Here is a 15,948-nt window from a genome sequence, read left to right on the forward strand (position 1 = left end):
CGTCGCTTAAACGATTTCGGCTTTGAGGATGACGACGTCTTCCACTGGAACGTCTTGGAACATACCGGAACGCGATGTTTTGACCGCTTTGATGATGTCGACGATGTCGCTACCTTCGGTCACTTTACCGAATACACAATAGCCCCAGCCATCTTGACCCGGGAAATCGAGGAAGCTGTTATTGCCAGTGTTGATGAAGAACTGGGCGCTGGCCGAATGCGGCGCGCCGGTGCGTGCCATCGCCAGGGTGTAGCGTTCGTTTTTCAAGCCATTGTTGGCTTCGTTTTCGATCGGTGCCTGGGTGTCTTTTTGCGTCATGCCCGGTTCAAAGCCGCCGCCTTGGATCATGAAGCCGTCGATCACGCGATGAAAAATCGTGCCTGCGTAGTGGCCGGCTTCGACGTAAGCGAGGAAGTTGGCAACGGTTTTCGGCGCTTTTTCAGCATCGAGTTCGATACGGATAGTGCCCAGATTGGTGGTCATAATAACGGCCATGGTATTCCTTAATGAATGATGAAATGAAAACTGGGAATTATTTTATAACAGTCGCCGATTCAATGACGATGTTTTTATTTGGTACATTCGGCATCATATGGCTCTCGCCGGTCGCGCTGGTCTGAATTTTTTCGACCACGTCCATGCCTTGTATCACTTTACCAAACGGTGTGTAACCAGCCGTCGCGGCCAATGCTTGCCGACGCGGCGCAGTGACTATATTACCGCGATAAGTGAAGCTGACCGGGTCGCCGGCCGGGATAATCTGGTGATCGAGAAAATCATTGTCTTTGACATTGATGAAAAACTGCGCCGTCGCCGAATTCGGGTCTTCGGTGCGTGCCATCGCCAGCGTGCCTTTGGTATTTTTCAAACCGTGGTCCAGCGCGCTGCGCGATTCAGAAACGATCGCCGGGCGTACCGCTTTTTCTTTGAAATTCTTGTCGTAACCGCCACCTTGCACCATGAAATTATCGATAACCCGATGAAACAGTGTACCCTTATATTGCCCGCTCTTGACGTAAGCCAGAAAATTAGCGACGGTTTTCGGTGCCGCGTCGGGGTAAAGTTCGATGACAATCTCACCGAGATTGGTTTTGATCGAGACCTTGGGCAGTTCGGCCGCGCCCGCTTGGCAGAAGCTGAGGCCGCACAGTGTACTGCACAAGAGGGTCAAAAATTGGCGACGAATTTGGCTCATGGTAATTTTAGTGTAGGGATGAAAAAATCCGGCACAGCCGGCGGCGAGCAGCCTGCTCAGAGAGCGGCTTCATAAATGATGCGCCATTTACCGGCTTCTTTGAGCCAGTATTGGCGCTTGCGTATGCTCGAGTGGCTCTTGCCGGCTTGGGTTTCTTGGGTAAACGTGCTGACGATGATCTCATCTTTGCCGGGGTAACGGAATTGCGTCACGTCTTTCAATTGTATCAGTGGTGTCGAGCCGAGTTCCCAGATTTGGCGTTGACGCGCAAACCAAGTGTTCAGGTCTTCTGCTTGCATGGTTTTGAAGTTGCGCGAGTAATTGGCGAAAATCCGATTGGCATTCCGACTTTCCATATCGCGCCGCCACTCTTCCAACAAGTTGCTGGCCAACTGTTTATCGGCCGACCATTGCGCACGCGTGATGAATTCCAGATGCTCGCTGATGATCACCGGGGTTTTGCCTATGTCGATGAGCCCGGAAATTTTCATGAAATCGAAATTGGTCAGCACCACGCAGCCGTCGGAGGCGAACGGTGGGCGGCTGAAGCTGGTCGAGGGCATGCCATGCAACCAAATACCGGAACCACTGCGGCCGTTCACCTTATCCCATTCATTCGGGTAGTTCAGGGGCAGAGCACCGGGGCCATAAAAATCGGGCAATTTACTGCCAGACAAGCGGCTGGTGATGTAATACACGCCAACTGGTGTTCTTTGGTCGCCTTCTTTGATCTTATTCAGGCCGAATTTGCCGTGGCTGATGTAATGGTCGCTCAGTAACTTCAACTGTCCGCCGCTGTTTTCATACAGATATAATCTGGCCTTGACGGCGTCGATCACGAGTACCTGTTTTTGATCGTCACGCAATTGCAGTACCGGACTCGGCACCAGATCAGCTGCCGGACGCTCACGGTAAGCTTTGATGCGCGCAGTTGCTTCATCGCGCATATCTTTGAGTTTATCGGCACTGGCACCGGCACCGCCGCCGAAACTGCTGACCGGACGCGAGTGCATGAGTAGCAAATCACCGCGGATTAAATGCGCGAGCTGAAACAGTGGGTACGCGGCGATCAACTGATCAACTTTAGTTTGCGCAGCTTGCAACTCGTTGGCCGCTAAATGTTGATACACTTCGGCGAGCAATTCATCTGGGTTCGGGGCTGCCGCGACACGACTCTCAAAGACCGGCGACTTGCGTGCTTGCGCCTCAGTAAAGCAGACGCTGAGGGCGGCAGCGGCAATGAAGAGCAGGACGTAGCGGCTCAACTTCGTCACCAGCTTGGCAGAAGTAAGGTTATAAGCAAAGAAAGCCATCAACTGCCCGCGCGCTCCTGCTTGATTTGCCATTTACCATCGATTTTGCTCATATTCAGCGTTTTTCGACTATTGGCAGTCAGTTTATCGGAAGTGTAAATTTGGCGAAATTTTACTGTCGCGAGCGAACCATCTATGCTCACTTTTAAGCCTTCAATTTTGACATTGATGCGACCCTTGCCCTCGATACGGTCACGCCGCTCTTCGGCCCAAGCTTTGCGGCTCATGCCTTTCGGGGCTTGAAAATCTTTCGCATAGTACGACAGATAAGTATTGGTTTCTTTATTGCTCCAGGCTTTAGCCCAGTTTTCCACCACTTTGATGACATCGTCTTCATCGCGATCAACCGGCGGACGTGGTTTGACTGGTTCTGTTTTGACCAGCGGCGTCGCTTTGCTCGGTGCCGCTTCGATTTTCGCCGGCGGCACTGGTGTTTGCTTGGCTTGTGCCAACGCCGGTACGGGGGTTGGCAGAGGTGCCGACACGGCTGTTTTGGGATCTGGTTTCGGATTGGTGCCACCGGTCACATTGCCGACCAAATTGTGCACCAAAGTTAATTTTAATTTCGCTACGCTATTACCAGAGTCGAGTTGCAGTGCCTTACCGTAAGCTTGGCTGGCCAGTTTGGCATAGATATCACCGAGGTTTTCATGCGCCGTACTGTAGACAGGATTGGTACGGATCGCCATCTCCAGTGCCGCGCGCGCTTTGTCGTATTGCCCAGCAGATGCGTATAAGACGGCCAAATTATTATACGGTTCTGGCAATTCCGGATAATCATCGGTGAGTTTGCTGAAGATACTGATCGCTTCGACTGTTTTGTTTTGTTCGGTCAGTATCAAGCCTTTAAGAAAACGCAATTGCGCATCTTTCGGACGCGTCGCCAGCGCCCCATCGACTTTCCGTAAAGCTTCGGCAGTTTGGCCAGTTCGCAACAATTTGCTGACGTCGCCGCCCTCATCTGCGAACGACGGCATGGCCGTCAATGCGAGCGACAAGTGGGAAATTACGAAGACACTTCTTAAAATGTGGCGCATGGTGTACGGGTTAGTGTTCTTAGAGTTTGCTGGGGCATGAAATGAAGTAGAGTGTAAAAGCGGCAGCTCAAGCCGAATGTAGCGACAGCAAAGCGTCATCTTATCAAATAAGTGCGCGGGCTTGGGCTTTTACCCCTACAAACATGCGTACTGAGCGTCTCATTATCGTTTTTTTTTATTTATTTTTAACACTGAGCGGCGCAATCTGTTAACCGGAGCAGTCACCTCTCCGCGCCGCAAGCATGCGCCCGCTTCAGTTAGCCGCGCGCTCTTGTTTGATCAGCCATTTGCCATCGGTTTTTGCCAGCACCAGGGTTTTGCTGTTTTTCTCGGTCAATTTGTCAGAAGTGTAAATCTGGCGAAATTGAACGGTTGCCGTATCGCCATTTACGGCAACTTTGATGTCTTCCAGTTTGACTTCGATGCGGCCTTTGCTACCGATACGGTTGCGTCTTTCCTCTACCCAAGTTTTATGCGCTGCGCCGCTGGCCGGTTGAAAATCCGGCGCGTAATGTGCGAGGTAGGCCTCGGTATTTTTTTCGCTCCAAACTTGCGCCCAATTTTTTATCTTACGTATCAGTTCTGCTTGCTCGGGAGCTAAGGTTTTACCGGCATCGGCTTTGGCCTGCAGTTCGACCATACCGACCGGCTTCTGCCCGGTTTGGGTAGCGGTCGGTGGCGTTTTTGCCGCGACTTTCGCATTCGTGCCGCTAGGTGGGTTGCCGACTAAAGTATGCACAAGGGTGGATTTTTGCTTCGCCGTGGCATTGCCAGGGTCGAGTTGCAAGGCTTTATCGTAAGCTTGGCTAGCCAGTTTGGCATACACATCACCAAGATTTTCTTGCGCCGTACCATAAGTCGGGTTGACCCGTATGGCCGACTCCAACGAGCTGCGGGCTTTATCGTACTGGCCGTTGGCGGCATACAGAACGGCTAAATTATTGTACGGCTCGGGCAGTTCGGGATAATCGTCGCTGAGCTTGGAAAATACCGTGATGGCATCGCTTGGTTTATTTTGTTGGGTCAGAATCAAACCCTTCAGGAAGCGCATTTGCGCATCTTTGGGATGCAGCACCAGGGCCGTGTCGACTTTGCGCAGGGCTTCGACGGTTTGACCGGCACGGATCAGTTTGTCGATATCACTGACCTCATCGGCAAATGCCGAGACGCTCAAGATAGCCAAGGTCAATTGTGATAGGACGAAGAGCTTCTTTAAAATGGGGCGCATACTATTCTCACTGGTTGTCAGAGCTTGATTGCATAGGGGGCGGCAATGTTATACTCGTGCGTCGCGGCATTGCGCCGGCTAATCCGGCAGGCTGCTCACCTCATTGATACTGATCATATCAAATAAGCACGAAAAATGTGCTTGAAAAGATAAAAAGATGCGAGACGCGTGCACGATGGACGATATTTTGATGTTTTTTCATCAATCTGCGCAGCCGCATCCTCGTAGCCGAGCGCATTGTAGCGTGATTTTCCCTCGTATGCAGGTGGGCTGGCGATTTTAAGCAAAGTAAAATAAGCGAAAATAGGCGACAAAGACAGGATTTCTTTGCTTAACTTCAATTTTTACAAACGAAGCTGGACAGAAAGCTTGTTTTTGATATTTAATCTGCTCCGTTCCGATATTTAAACGACGGCCGTCAGGCTGCGTGAAGTAATATTATTTTTTAATGCGCTGATATCGCTTGCTTTGATAGCGGGCGATGACGCACGCGGAAATCATGGCGCACGCTGGCTTCCGCATGCAGGCAAATTTGCCTGGCGCATTGAATAGCAAGTATTTTCAACTCGTGTGGATTTAAGGAGGCACGATGACTAAAACGACATTCCTGAGCTTTGAGCAATCTATTGCTGAACTCGAAACAAAGATAGAAGAATTGCGCTTTGTTCAAGATGATTCCGCCGTCGATATTTCCGAAGAAATCGACCGCTTGTCTAAAAAAAGTCAGATGCTGACCAAAGACGTTTATGCGAAATTAACGCCTTGGCAAGTTTCTCAAATTTCTCGTCATCCGCAGCGCCCGTACACACTTGATTACATCAATCAAATGTTTACCGATTTTCATGAATTGCACGGCGACCGCGGCTTTGCCGATGATTTGTCTATCGTTGGTGGTTTGGCGCGCTTTAATGGCCAAGCTTGCATGGTAATCGGTCATCAGAAAGGGCGCGACACGAAAGAACGTGCTCTGCGTAATTTCGGCATGCCGAAACCGGAAGGCTATCGCAAAGCGATGCGCCTGATGAAGTTAGCGGAAAAATTCGATATCCCGGTATTTACCTTCGTCGATACCACGGGCGCTTGGCCCGGCATTGATGCCGAAGAGCGCAGTCAATCGGAGGCGATCGGTCGCAATTTGTATGTCATGGCTGAATTGAAAGTGCCGCTCATTACCACCATCATCGGTGAGGGTGGTTCCGGCGGCGCCTTGGCTTTGGCGGTGGGTGACGCCGTGTTGATGTTGCAGTACGCTACGTATTCCGTGATTTCACCGGAAGGCTGTGCCTCGATCTTGTGGAAAACTGCCGAGCGGGCGTCCGATGCGGCTGAAGCGCTGGGTCTGACCGCGCATCGCTTGAAAGCGATGGGCTTGATCGATAAAATTGTCAACGAACCCTTGGGTGGCGCGCACCGTGATCCTAAGCAAATGTGTGCTTTGGTCAAACGTGCTTTGGCCGATACTTTGCGTCAATTCCAAGGCATGAAAACCAAGGATTTGCTGGCAGCGCGACATGAGAAATTGTTGAGCTACGGTAAGTTCAAGGAAACCAAGCCGGCAGAATGAGTCACGGTAGTTCGATGAGCGCCTTGGCGCAGCGTTTTGCGGCCAATTTGGAGGCCGTGTTTGCTGCCGTCGCACCGCTGCGTGGTGGTTTGGCGCTTGCTTACAGCGGTGGCCTCGATTCCTCGGTGCTCTTGGTACTGGCCGCCGCGTATGCGAAACAGCAGCAACTGCCGCTGCATGCCCTGCATATTCATCATGGACTCAGTCCGCATGCCGACGCTTGGTTGGCGCATTGCGCCGCCACCTGCGCGGCGCTGCAGGTGCCGTTTGCATTCGAGCGTGTCAGCGTCAATCGTGGCGATGCTGCCGGCCTTGAGGGCAGTGCGCGCAGTGCGCGCTACCTTGCTCTGGGCCGACTGTGCCTGGCCGCGGATAGCCAGTTTTTAATGGCAGCACACCATCAAGACGATCAGGCTGAAACCTTACTCATGCAAATGTTGCGTGGCTCGGGCGTCGCCGGCTTGTCTGGTATGGATAGTTGGAATACTGCGCCGACCTTGCTCGGTCACCCCACCTTGGTGATGTTGCGGCCCTTGTTGCAAGAATCGCGTGCGAGTTTGGCCGAGTATGCGGCCGAGCATGCTCTGCAACACATCGAGGATGAATCGAACGCCGATCTGCGCTTTACCCGTAACGCATTGCGTCATCAGGTCATGCCCTTGTTGGAAAATATCGTCCCCGGATTTGCTGCCCGCATGGGTCGCGCGGCCCGGCACACCCAAGCCGCGCAAGCGCTGATCGAAGCACTGGCCGCCGACGATATGGCGGCGTGCCGGCTTGGCCAAGGCTTGGCTGTGTCGGCCTTGCAAGCGCTCTCCGATGAGCGCATCAATCATGTGCTGCGTTTATGGTTGGGCCAATCAGGTGCGCGCATGCCATCGACGGCGCGCTTACTGGAAATGCGTAAGCAATTGTTTGCGGCTAAAGACAATGCCCGCATCACCATCTATCATGAAGCCTTGGCGCTGCATCGCTACCAAGGCTGTATCTATGCCGCGCCGCGGCAAGCGCCGGTGCCGCTGCTGGACGAGTACGATGAAGCGCTGCCGGTACTGAGTCAGGATTTTTTTTGGCGCGGCGAGGCGGTACTCGATTTTCCGGCATTTCGTGGGCGTTTGCATTTTCACGCGGCGGAACACGGTTTTGCCGGCGACTATATGCAGCAGCAGTGTTTGACTTTGCATTTGCGCCGTGGTGGTGAGCGACTTAAATTGGCCGCCAACCGACCGACGCGTGATATGAAGAGCCATTATCAGAGTTTGCAGATTCCGTTCTGGATTCGGCAGCAATTGCCTTTCGTTTCCAGCGGTGCGCAGTTATTGTATGCGGCTGGGGTAGGGATGCAGTCGGCTTACTGCTCAGAGCAGCATGGCGAAAAATATGCCTTGGAATGGGTGCCTGATCCCGCTGCGGTGTGAAGATGCGGACGCTACATTTTATTCCTGAATTATTTATTGGAGTGTGTGATGAATAAAACCTCACGTCAAATCGTGCTCGATACCGAAACCACTGGCCTCAATGCGCGCGAGGGCAACCGTATCATTGAAATCGGCTGTGTCGAATTAGTCAACCGTAAATTGACTGGCAATAATTTTCACCAATATATGAACCCGGAGCGCGATTCGGAAGAGGGGGCCTTGGCGGTTCATGGTTTGACGACGGAATTTCTCAGCGACAAGCCGAAGTTTGCTGATATTGCGCAACAATTCTGTGAGTACGTGCGCGGTGCCGAAGTCGTGATCCATAACGCGCCGTTTGACGTCGGCTTCTTGAATGCCGAATTCACCCGCTTGGGCTTGGCACCATTCCAGGAATTAGTCGGCCGCGTGACGGACACCTTGGTGCAGGCGAAAGAGTTGCATCCTGGAAAGCGTAATTCCCTCGATGCCCTGTGTGATCGCTACGAGGTATCGAATGCCCATCGCAAGTTGCATGGCGCTTTATTGGATGCGGAATTGCTGGCCGATGTCTTTTTGGCGATGTCGCGCGGACAAAACAGTTTTGCTATCGATATCGTCGATGAGCCGGTCGCATCGCTGAGCGATGCGCCGGAAATCGCTTTGCCGCTCGGCGACTTATTAGTTTTGCCGGCCAGTGAAGAAGAGTTGCTTCTGCATGAGGGGGTACTCGGAGCCTTGGATAAGCAATTGCGTCAGCCTTGTATTTGGCGCGGCATCTGATTAAGTTGCTTTGTCACTGGTTTGAACAAAAATCCCTGCTCGTAGGGATTTTTTTTGCCTGCGTATGCCGTTTTTGCAGGAAAAAGCAGCTTTCGCTGTTGTGAATTTGCACAAACGGACAAACTTGAAAAATATTTTCAAAAATAATTAAAGTTTTTCCGCCCGCTGCCGTTAAGTAATCAAGTAAAAATATTTTAAATTTATTTTCAAAAGACCCTAAAGTTTTCGAAATCACTGCCGTTAATGTAAGTGAGAGATGAGAATAAGTTCTCTGTTTTTCGCTTAAGCTTTTGATTTTGAATGATATTTTTAAAATCAAGGCACAAGCTCACAACTCAGTCAGGTTGAAACTTTATTTCGGTTTCACCATCAAATATTTCTTGTAGGTATTTATCCTACAGGAATACTCCTATTTTTCCGGAAATAAATACCGACGCACGCCTATACACGGCGTTTTTGCGCTCGCTCACAATCTGTCTCACTGGCAAGAGAATCTGGCCTTTGAAAACGAACGGAGGGTGGGAACATGACACAGAACGATATGATGGCTGAAATCCGCGATGCAAATTTAAGCTACTTAATGCTTGCGCAGCAAATGATTCGGGCCGATAAGGCGACTGCGATTTTCCGTCTCGGTATCGGCAAAGAAATTGCTGATCTGATTGAGGGTTTGAATAATTCGCAAATCCTGAAGTTGGCCGGTTCCAATATGATGTTGGCCCGCTTTCGCTTCGAAGACAGCTCGATACTCTGCATGCTGACTAACTACAATAAAGAGCGCGCGCTGGCCCATTCGCATGCGGCGATTCTGATGGCAGGGCAAGCAGTTGAAGAAATTCATTAATTGTAATTATTAGATTAATTCAATTAACGCAATTAACTCAATAAGCTCAACGGAGACGATTATGGCTGGCAAAAGTGTAGTGAACGAAGCGCATGAAATTCAATTGGCAATCGACCTGGTTAACTTGGGTGCGCGCTTGCAGTTGCTGGAGTCAGAAACATCCTTGTCGCGTGAACGCCTGTTGAAAATTTACAAAGAATTAAAGGGTGTCTCTCCACCTAAAGGGATGTTGCCTTTCTCTACAGATTGGTTCACGACCTGGCAGCCAAATATTCATTCTTCCCTGTTCATGAATATTTATAAGTATCTCAATGAACATGCAGAGATTACTGGCATAGAAGCAATCGTCAAAGCTTACCGCCTCTATCTCGAGCAGGTTGGTTGTATTTCCGCCGATGAAGCCCTGCTGTCTTTGACGCGGGCATGGACCTTGGTGCGCTTTTTTGATGGAAAAATGCTGACATTTGCAAAATGTTGTGAATGCAACGGTCAATTTGTTGCACATGCGCTTGATTTGCACGATCATTACCGCTGTGGCCTGTGCCATGTTCCATCGCGTGCCGGTAAAACCAAGCGAGCTAAAGAGCTTGATGCCGAAATGGAGATGGTCGCTTAAACATTTTCCCGGGGGATCCTTTTGGCATTGCTGTCCGCTGACTCTGTCATTCCTCCTTCTTCTCAGTCTGCGTCGCGCTCTGCCGCTTGCTCGGCCTTGCTGGCGCAATTGCTGGCCTTACTCATTTCAGTGGGCCTGTGCTTTACCCTCAAAGCTGCTGGCGTAGCGCTGCCTCATCCATGGTTAGTCCTACTCGCGCACGCGAGTCTGGCCGCGGGCTTAGCCGCTTGGCGTGGCTTGGCATGGTGGTGGGTAGTGATCGAAGTATTATTTCCGCTCGCCTTCGTTGCCGCCTTGACTTGGCAATTGCCGCCGCTTTTTAGCTTGGCGGCATTTTTATTGCTCTTCATTAGCTTTGGTGCAATTGTTGCCACCCGCGTGCCTTATTACCCCTCTCGTGCCAGTCTCCCCAAACAAGTGCTGGATTTGCTGCCGGCCGAACCATCCTTGCATTTTCTCGATGTCGGCAGTGGTCTCGGCGGGCTCTTGTTTGCGCTCGGCAAGGCGCGTGCGCATTGGCGTTTGAGTGGGATAGAGGTGGCCTTGGTGCCTTGGGCGGTGAGTGCACTCAAGCAGCGCTGGCATCGACAGGACAACGTCGCTTGCCGCTTCGGACGGTATGAAACCCTCGATTTTGCAAAATTTAATGTTGTTTTCGCCTATTTATCACCCGTTGTGATGCCTGAAATTTGGAATAAGGTCCAAAATGAGATGCCGCCAGGGTCATGGTTTCTTAGTTACGAGTTTTCTATTCCCGGTGTTCAGGCAGATTTGATCCTTGAAAGCGAGCAGGGTGCGCCGCCTTTGTATGTCTGGCAGCTCTGATGCGCGTCTGCTGCGCCTCTGCTGTTGTATGGCGAACGTTTTTTTAAAGAAATATTTTGTTTTCGCCATAAATTGCGTCAATAGCAGGTGTTTCCTGTCGGCTGGGCTGATATCATTGCTACAAGCAAGTTCAGAGCCGCGTTTTGAGCGCTTTCTGAAAGCAAATTCTGTTATTTTGAGGAGTAATTTCCGTGTTAGTGATCGTCGGCTATATTGTCGTAATGGGCTCGGTATTCGGTGGCTTCGCCATGGCGGGTGGCCATTTGGCCGTATTGTTTCAGCCCTTGGAGTTGCTGATGATAGGCGGGGCGGCAGTCGGCGCTTCCTTGGTCGGAAATAATGCAAAAAGCCTCAAGGCTACGCTGAAAGCTTTCCCGAGTTTGTTTAAAGGTTCCAAATACACCAAGGGTTTGTATATGGAATTGATGACCATGCTGTTCGACGTACTCACCAAGGTACGCAAAGAAGGCTTGATGTCGATCGAAGGCGATATCGAAAAGCCTGACGACAGCCCTTTATTCAGTAAATATCCAGCGATTGTGCATGACCATCATATGATGGAATTCATCTGCGATTACCTGCGCCTGATGGTATCGGGAAATATGGATGCCATGCAGATCGAAAACTTGATGGATAACGAACTCGAGACGCATCACCATGAATCGGCCGTGCCGGTGCATTTCATCGCCAAGCTCGGTGATGGTTTGCCCGCTTTCGGTATTGTCGCGGCGGTGATGGGGGTGGTGCACACCATGGAGTCGGTCGGGATTCCGCCGGCTGAACTCGGTATCTTGATCGCCCATGCGCTGGTCGGTACTTTCCTCGGTATTTTGCTTGCCTATGGTTTCGTCGGGCCTTTGTCCGGTCTCATGGAGCAGCAACTCGATGAGTCGTCAAAAACCTTTCAATGTATCAAGGTCACGCTGCTCGCCAGTTTGAACGGCTATGCGCCGGCCTTAGCGGTGGAATTCGGGCGCAAAGTCTTGTATTCGACCGAGCGACCGACTTTCAGTGAGCTTGAAGATCATATCAAGCAATCGAAATCAAAATAAGAAGACGGACAAGGTTTTGCTATGGCAAATGAAGAATTAAGGCCGATTGTCGTCAAACGGATCAAGAAGGTCGCCGGTGGTCATCACGGCGGGGCATGGAAAATTGCCTATGCCGACTTTGTGACGGCGATGATGGCTTTTTTCTTGCTGATGTGGTTGCTCGGCTCGACGGCGAAAGGAAATTTACAAGGGATCGCCGAATATTTCCAAACGCCTTTGAAAGTGGCCATGGCCGGTGGCGATGGCAGTGGTGACAGTTCCAGTGTGATCAAAGGTGGCGGTAAGGATTTGAGTTTGCGTGATGGGCAGAACCGTAAAGGCGATGTCGAAATGCAGAAGAAAACTTACAACTTGCAGGCCGCTGAAGCAGCGTTGGCGAAGGTTGACGGCGATCGTTTGAAAGTATTGAAAGCCAAGATAGAGGCGGCGATCGACGCCAATCCCGGCTTGAAACAATTTAAGAACCAGCTTTTGCTCGATATTACGACCGAAGGTTTGCGCATACAAATGGTGGACGAACAGAATCGGCCAATGTTTGCCTCGGCCAAGGCTGATTTGCAACCGTACACGCGCGAGATCCTGCGCGAAATTGGCAAGGCTCTCAATGATGTGCCGAATCGTATCAGCTTGTCCGGACATACCGATGCCTCGCCTTACGGGATCGGTGAAAAAGGCTACAGTAATTGGGAACTGTCGGCCGACCGTGCCAATGCCTCGCGGCGCGAATTGATTTTGGGTGGGATGAATGAAACCAAGGTGTTGCGGGTAGTCGGCTTATCCTCATCGGTTCTGTTTGATAAAAAAGATGCGTTCAATCCCATTAATCGTCGCATCAGCATTATTGTGATGAATAAGAAGGCCGAAGAATCTGCTTCGCAGGATGGTGGATCTGTCGAAGTGATCACGGAGGCAGATGCTGGTACGGAAGTCTCTGTCAAATCAGGAAAATAGCACTGCAAGTCGCAAAACAGAATAAATTACGCAGATAAGGTGCTGAAGATGTCCACAAAGAAATTACTGGGGTCGCAAGTCAAACAATTGTTGTCCGGGGTTTCTGACCACGGTAGCGAACATTTGTCTGAAGTGGAAACCGATTTGGCACAAACGGCGATACTGCTTGGTGAAGCCATAGAGAAGTTAGGTGTCAGTTTTATGGCGCTGCATGCTGCCGTTTCCAAAGAGCAGGAAGAAATCAGCTTGATCATTGGTGGCGGCTATGTGGCACCGGAAAGCGTCGAGCGCTTGCGCTCTATTCAGCTCGAAATTTCCCAGCACATCAATTCGGCGGTGACCAGTCTGCAATTCCAAGACTTAACCAGTCAGCTGATTTCACGCACCATGCAACGTTGCGAAGGTTTGCGTGAAGTGCTTACTGCGCTGGGCGTAGTCAGTCAAGATATCGGCCAAGATACCGATGGTGACGATATCGCGCATTTACTTAAGCAAACCACGCTGCGTTTGGAAAAGCAAAGTGGTGACTTGAAAAGTTTACTGCGCAAAGCGGTGCATCAAAAACATTTGGACAGCGGTGAGATTGAATTATTTTAAACCGCTGGCGGTATCGTCAGACGGCGTGCCAAATACGCACGCGTAACTCTCTGGGCACATGCCTATAATTTGTAAAACGGAGTAATTATGGCCAAGACAATTTTAGCGGTGGATGATTCAGGTTCCTTGCGGCAAATGGTCGCCTTCAGCCTGAAGGCTGCCGGTTATCAAGTGATTGAAGCCGTCGACGGCCAGGATGGTTTGGAGAAGGCCAGAAACCAGGTGGTCGATCTGGTGCTGACCGATCAGAATATGCCGCGCATGGATGGTCTGACCTTGATCAAATCCCTGCGTGGTTTGGCGACCTATCAACGGGTGCCGATTTTGATGCTGACTACCGAGTCGAGCGATGACATGAAAGCCAAGGGCCGGGCCGCCGGTGCCAATGGCTGGCTGGTCAAGCCGTTCGATCCACAAAAGCTGACTGAAGTAGTGAAGAAAGTGATTGGTTAACACGCGCTGAGGTGTCTTTTCAGCGTGCCAATGTAAATCTCGGAGTGTAATAATGACGATTGACATGAGTCAGTTTTTCCAAGTCTTTTTTGACGAGGCGGATGAGCTTTTGGCCGAGAAAGAAAAACTGTTACTTGCAGTCGATCTTTCCGCGCCCGATCCGGAGGATTTGAACGCGATTTTTCGCGCCGCGCATTCGATCAAGGGGGGCGCCTCGACGTTCGGCTTGAACGATATGACGGAAGTCACGCATGTGTTGGAGTCATTGCTCGATAAAATACGCAAGGGTGAAATGGCGCTGACGGCCGAGCATGTCGATGCCTTTTTGATTGCCAAAGATATACTCAAGATGCAGCTCGATGGTCATCGCCTCGGTACGCCGGTCGATCAGGATGCCGTGGCCGATGTGCGGATGTTGTTGCAATCGCTGTCGCAAGATAGCTTGCCGATTGCGCCGCCAGTGATTTCCTTACCGACCCATGCGCATGATGCGGACGAGCTTGATTACCAGTTGGCGTTCAAGGTTGAATTACCCGATGTCAGTCCTGATGATGCAGTTGCGCTGATGGCCGAGCTCGGCTTGCTCGGTGCGATCACTCGCGCCGCCGACGAGGGTAACCGTGTGGTACTGCACTTACGTACCAATGAAGGGCGCGATGACATCATTTCCATCTGTTCTTTCATTCTCAATCCGGATTGCCTGATTATCAGCGAAGAAAGCATCGCTGTCGCGCCTGCGGCACCGACGCTGAGCGACGACGAGCTTGGCTACGGCTTTTTCGAGCCGCTCGATGCCATGTTTCCGCCACTCGAAGGGGCGGCTGCTGCGGTGGCACCGGTATTGGCACCGATCGTGCCAGTCGAAGTAAAGCCGTTGCCTAAAAAAGAGCAGGAAAAGGTACATGCAACGCAGGAGCAATCGACCATACGGGTGGGTATAGAGAAGGTCGATCAGCTCATTAACTTAATCGGTGAGCTGGTGATTACGCAAGCGATGCTGGAACAGCGTACCCAAGAGCTCGACCCGATTGCCAATGAGCGTCTGCTCAGCAGTGTCTCGCACTTGACCCGCAATACCCGTGATCTGCAAGAAGCGGTGATGTCAATCCGCATGATGCCGATGGACTATGTATTTTCGCGTTTTCCGCGCATGGTGCGCGATCTCGCCACCAAGCTTGGCAAGAAAGTCGAATTCGTTACTTATGGTGCCTCGACTGAACTCGATAAGGGGCTGATTGAACGCATCGTCGATCCGCTCACGCATTTGGTCAGAAACAGCATCGACCATGGTATAGAAATGCCGGCCGTGCGCTCTGCCGCCGGAAAGTTTGAAACCGGACGATTATCCTTGTCGGCAGTGCATCAAGGTGGCAATATCGTGATCGAAGTGAGCGATGATGGCGGCGGCTTACATCGTGACAAAATTCTCGCCAAAGCCAGTCAGAATGGTTTGGCCGTTTCGGATGCGATGTCCGATTCTGAAGTCTGGCAACTTATTTTCGCGCCGGGTTTTTCGACCGCAGAAATCGTGACTGACGTGTCCGGGCGCGGCGTTGGCATGGATGTAGTCAAGCGTAATATCTCCGCCATGGGCGGCGTGGTTGATATTCGTTCGGCCAAAGGTTACGGCACCACGATCATGATTTCGCTGCCCTTAACCTTGGCAATTCTCGATGGCATGTCGATTCGCTTGGGCGAGGAAATTTACATCCTGCCACTTGGTTTCGTGGTCGAATCGCTGCAACCGGCCCGCGAAGATGTCAAGGAGGTCAATGGCAAGGGTACGGTCATCAAAGTGCGCGGAGAATATTTGCCGCTGGTGCCACTGTACCAGTTGTTTGCGCTGGAACCGAAGTTTCTCGACCCTGCTGAGGGCATTATTGTGATTGTCGAAGTCGATGGTAAGAAGGCCGCTTTGTTTGTCGATGACTTGGTCGGTCAGCAGCAAGTGGTGGTGAAAAATATTGAATCGAATTATAAAAAAATTCCCGGCGTCTCCGGTGCCACCATTCTCGGTGACGGTGGGGTAGCGTTGATTCTTGACGTTGCCGCCTTGCTGCGCTCGACTAAGTAACGCCGTACACAGAAAAAAT

Annotated in this window: 17 protein-coding genes; 11 read left to right on the forward strand and 6 right to left on the reverse strand. The window is 51.3% G+C overall.

All coding sequences use genetic code 11. The features are described 5' to 3' along the window. Positions 1 to 6: 6 nt before the first annotated feature. From QN359_RS05750 to QN359_RS05770, 5 genes are all read right to left on the reverse strand, one after another. On the reverse strand, positions 7 to 495 hold the full coding sequence (locus QN359_RS05750) for a peptidylprolyl isomerase (protein ID WP_322248756.1): 489 nt from the start codon (positions 493 to 495) through the stop codon (positions 7 to 9). A gap of 37 nt (positions 496 to 532) precedes the next feature. Continuing rightward, positions 533 to 1,195: a peptidylprolyl isomerase gene (locus QN359_RS05755; RefSeq protein WP_322248755.1), complete on the reverse strand. Its 663-nt coding sequence runs from the start codon at positions 1,193 to 1,195 to the stop codon at positions 533 to 535. Positions 1,196 to 1,251: 56 nt separating this feature from the next. Further along, on the reverse strand, positions 1,252 to 2,541 hold the full coding sequence (locus QN359_RS05760) for a L,D-transpeptidase family protein (protein WP_322248754.1): 1,290 nt from the start codon (positions 2,539 to 2,541) through the stop codon (positions 1,252 to 1,254). Continuing rightward, complete coding sequence (locus QN359_RS05765; protein WP_323493203.1) at positions 2,508 to 3,485, reverse strand: tetratricopeptide repeat protein; 978 nt, start codon at positions 3,483 to 3,485, stop codon at positions 2,508 to 2,510. The genes QN359_RS05760 and QN359_RS05765 overlap by 34 nt, the downstream gene beginning before the upstream one ends. Before the next feature lie 313 nt (positions 3,486 to 3,798). Further along, positions 3,799 to 4,773, reverse strand: a complete 975-nt coding sequence (locus QN359_RS05770) for a tetratricopeptide repeat protein (RefSeq protein ID WP_322248752.1) — start codon at positions 4,771 to 4,773, stop codon at positions 3,799 to 3,801. Between the two features lie 589 nt (positions 4,774 to 5,362). Here QN359_RS05770 and QN359_RS05775 point away from each other — a divergent pair. The 3 genes from QN359_RS05775 to dnaQ are packed head-to-tail and all read left to right on the forward strand — an operon-like array spanning position 5,363 to position 8,517. Beyond that, complete coding sequence (locus QN359_RS05775; protein WP_322248751.1) at positions 5,363 to 6,337, forward strand: acetyl-CoA carboxylase carboxyltransferase subunit alpha; 975 nt, start codon at positions 5,363 to 5,365, stop codon at positions 6,335 to 6,337. Further along, a complete protein-coding gene (tilS, locus tag QN359_RS05780; protein WP_322248750.1) occupies positions 6,334 to 7,755 on the forward strand; it encodes a tRNA lysidine(34) synthetase TilS in 1,422 nt (473 codons plus the stop codon). Before QN359_RS05775 ends, tilS begins: the two co-directional genes overlap by 4 nt. Before the next feature lie 48 nt (positions 7,756 to 7,803). After that, the gene (gene dnaQ / locus QN359_RS05785) at positions 7,804 to 8,517 is read left to right on the forward strand and encodes a DNA polymerase III subunit epsilon (RefSeq protein WP_322248749.1); all 714 of its coding nucleotides are present in this window, start codon (positions 7,804 to 7,806) and stop codon (positions 8,515 to 8,517) included. A 13-nt stretch (positions 8,518 to 8,530) separates the two neighbouring features. Here the strand turns inward: dnaQ and QN359_RS05790 are convergent, their stop codons facing one another. After that, complete coding sequence (locus QN359_RS05790; protein WP_322248748.1) at positions 8,531 to 8,836, reverse strand: hypothetical protein; 306 nt, start codon at positions 8,834 to 8,836, stop codon at positions 8,531 to 8,533. Positions 8,837 to 9,043: 207 nt separating this feature from the next. On the opposite strand from QN359_RS05790, the gene flhD reads away from it, so the two are divergent. The 8 genes from flhD to cheA all read left to right on the forward strand — a co-directional run bounded on the left by flhD (position 9,044) and on the right by cheA (position 15,929). Continuing rightward, a complete protein-coding gene (flhD, locus tag QN359_RS05795; protein WP_322248747.1) occupies positions 9,044 to 9,361 on the forward strand; it encodes a flagellar transcriptional regulator FlhD in 318 nt (105 codons plus the stop codon). 61 nt (positions 9,362 to 9,422) lie between these two features. Continuing rightward, positions 9,423 to 9,977, forward strand: a complete 555-nt coding sequence (flhC, locus tag QN359_RS05800) for a flagellar transcriptional regulator FlhC (RefSeq protein ID WP_322248746.1) — start codon at positions 9,423 to 9,425, stop codon at positions 9,975 to 9,977. 21 nt (positions 9,978 to 9,998) lie between these two features. Continuing rightward, complete coding sequence (locus QN359_RS05805) at positions 9,999 to 10,802, forward strand: class I SAM-dependent methyltransferase (protein ID WP_322248745.1); 804 nt, start codon at positions 9,999 to 10,001, stop codon at positions 10,800 to 10,802. Positions 10,803 to 10,993: 191 nt separating this feature from the next. Next, positions 10,994 to 11,854, forward strand: a complete 861-nt coding sequence (gene motA / locus QN359_RS05810) for a flagellar motor stator protein MotA (protein WP_322248744.1) — start codon at positions 10,994 to 10,996, stop codon at positions 11,852 to 11,854. A gap of 21 nt (positions 11,855 to 11,875) precedes the next feature. Beyond that, positions 11,876 to 12,805, forward strand: a complete 930-nt coding sequence (motB, locus tag QN359_RS05815) for a flagellar motor protein MotB (RefSeq protein WP_322248743.1) — start codon at positions 11,876 to 11,878, stop codon at positions 12,803 to 12,805. A gap of 48 nt (positions 12,806 to 12,853) precedes the next feature. Next, positions 12,854 to 13,402, forward strand: a complete 549-nt coding sequence (locus tag QN359_RS05820) for a chemotaxis protein (RefSeq protein WP_322248742.1) — start codon at positions 12,854 to 12,856, stop codon at positions 13,400 to 13,402. An 87-nt stretch (positions 13,403 to 13,489) separates the two neighbouring features. Continuing rightward, positions 13,490 to 13,855, forward strand: coding sequence for a response regulator (locus QN359_RS05825; RefSeq protein ID WP_162020889.1), 366 nt, complete (start codon positions 13,490 to 13,492; stop codon positions 13,853 to 13,855). Between the two features lie 52 nt (positions 13,856 to 13,907). Beyond that, positions 13,908 to 15,929, forward strand: coding sequence for a chemotaxis protein CheA (gene cheA, locus QN359_RS05830; protein WP_322248741.1), 2,022 nt, complete (start codon positions 13,908 to 13,910; stop codon positions 15,927 to 15,929). The last annotated feature ends 19 nt before the right edge of the window (positions 15,930 to 15,948 follow it).

This window comes from Undibacterium sp. 5I2 (assembly GCF_035019605.1).
In the GTDB taxonomy this organism is placed as follows: domain Bacteria; phylum Pseudomonadota; class Gammaproteobacteria; order Burkholderiales; family Burkholderiaceae_D; genus Undibacterium.

Coding starts and splice junctions, on each gene's coding strand:
- QN359_RS05750 (WP_322248756.1), bottom strand. CDS start 495: ATGGCCGTTATTATGACCACCAATCTGGGCACTATCCGTATCGAACTC.
- motB (WP_322248743.1), top strand. CDS start 11,876: ATGGCAAATGAAGAATTAAGGCCGATTGTCGTCAAACGGATCAAGAAG.
- QN359_RS05825 (WP_162020889.1), top strand. CDS start 13,490: ATGGCCAAGACAATTTTAGCGGTGGATGATTCAGGTTCCTTGCGGCAA.
- QN359_RS05760 (WP_322248754.1), bottom strand. CDS start 2,541: ATGGCAAATCAAGCAGGAGCGCGCGGGCAGTTGATGGCTTTCTTTGCT.
- flhC (WP_322248746.1), top strand. CDS start 9,423: ATGGCTGGCAAAAGTGTAGTGAACGAAGCGCATGAAATTCAATTGGCA.
- flhD (WP_322248747.1), top strand. CDS start 9,044: ATGACACAGAACGATATGATGGCTGAAATCCGCGATGCAAATTTAAGC.
- QN359_RS05755 (WP_322248755.1), bottom strand. CDS start 1,195: ATGAGCCAAATTCGTCGCCAATTTTTGACCCTCTTGTGCAGTACACTG.
- QN359_RS05770 (WP_322248752.1), bottom strand. CDS start 4,773: ATGCGCCCCATTTTAAAGAAGCTCTTCGTCCTATCACAATTGACCTTG.
- QN359_RS05820 (WP_322248742.1), top strand. CDS start 12,854: ATGTCCACAAAGAAATTACTGGGGTCGCAAGTCAAACAATTGTTGTCC.
- tilS (WP_322248750.1), top strand. CDS start 6,334: ATGAGTCACGGTAGTTCGATGAGCGCCTTGGCGCAGCGTTTTGCGGCC.
- QN359_RS05765 (WP_323493203.1), bottom strand. CDS start 3,485: ATGCCGTCGTTCGCAGATGAGGGCGGCGACGTCAGCAAATTGTTGCGA.
- QN359_RS05775 (WP_322248751.1), top strand. CDS start 5,363: ATGACTAAAACGACATTCCTGAGCTTTGAGCAATCTATTGCTGAACTC.
- dnaQ (WP_322248749.1), top strand. CDS start 7,804: ATGAATAAAACCTCACGTCAAATCGTGCTCGATACCGAAACCACTGGC.
- cheA (WP_322248741.1), top strand. CDS start 13,908: ATGACGATTGACATGAGTCAGTTTTTCCAAGTCTTTTTTGACGAGGCG.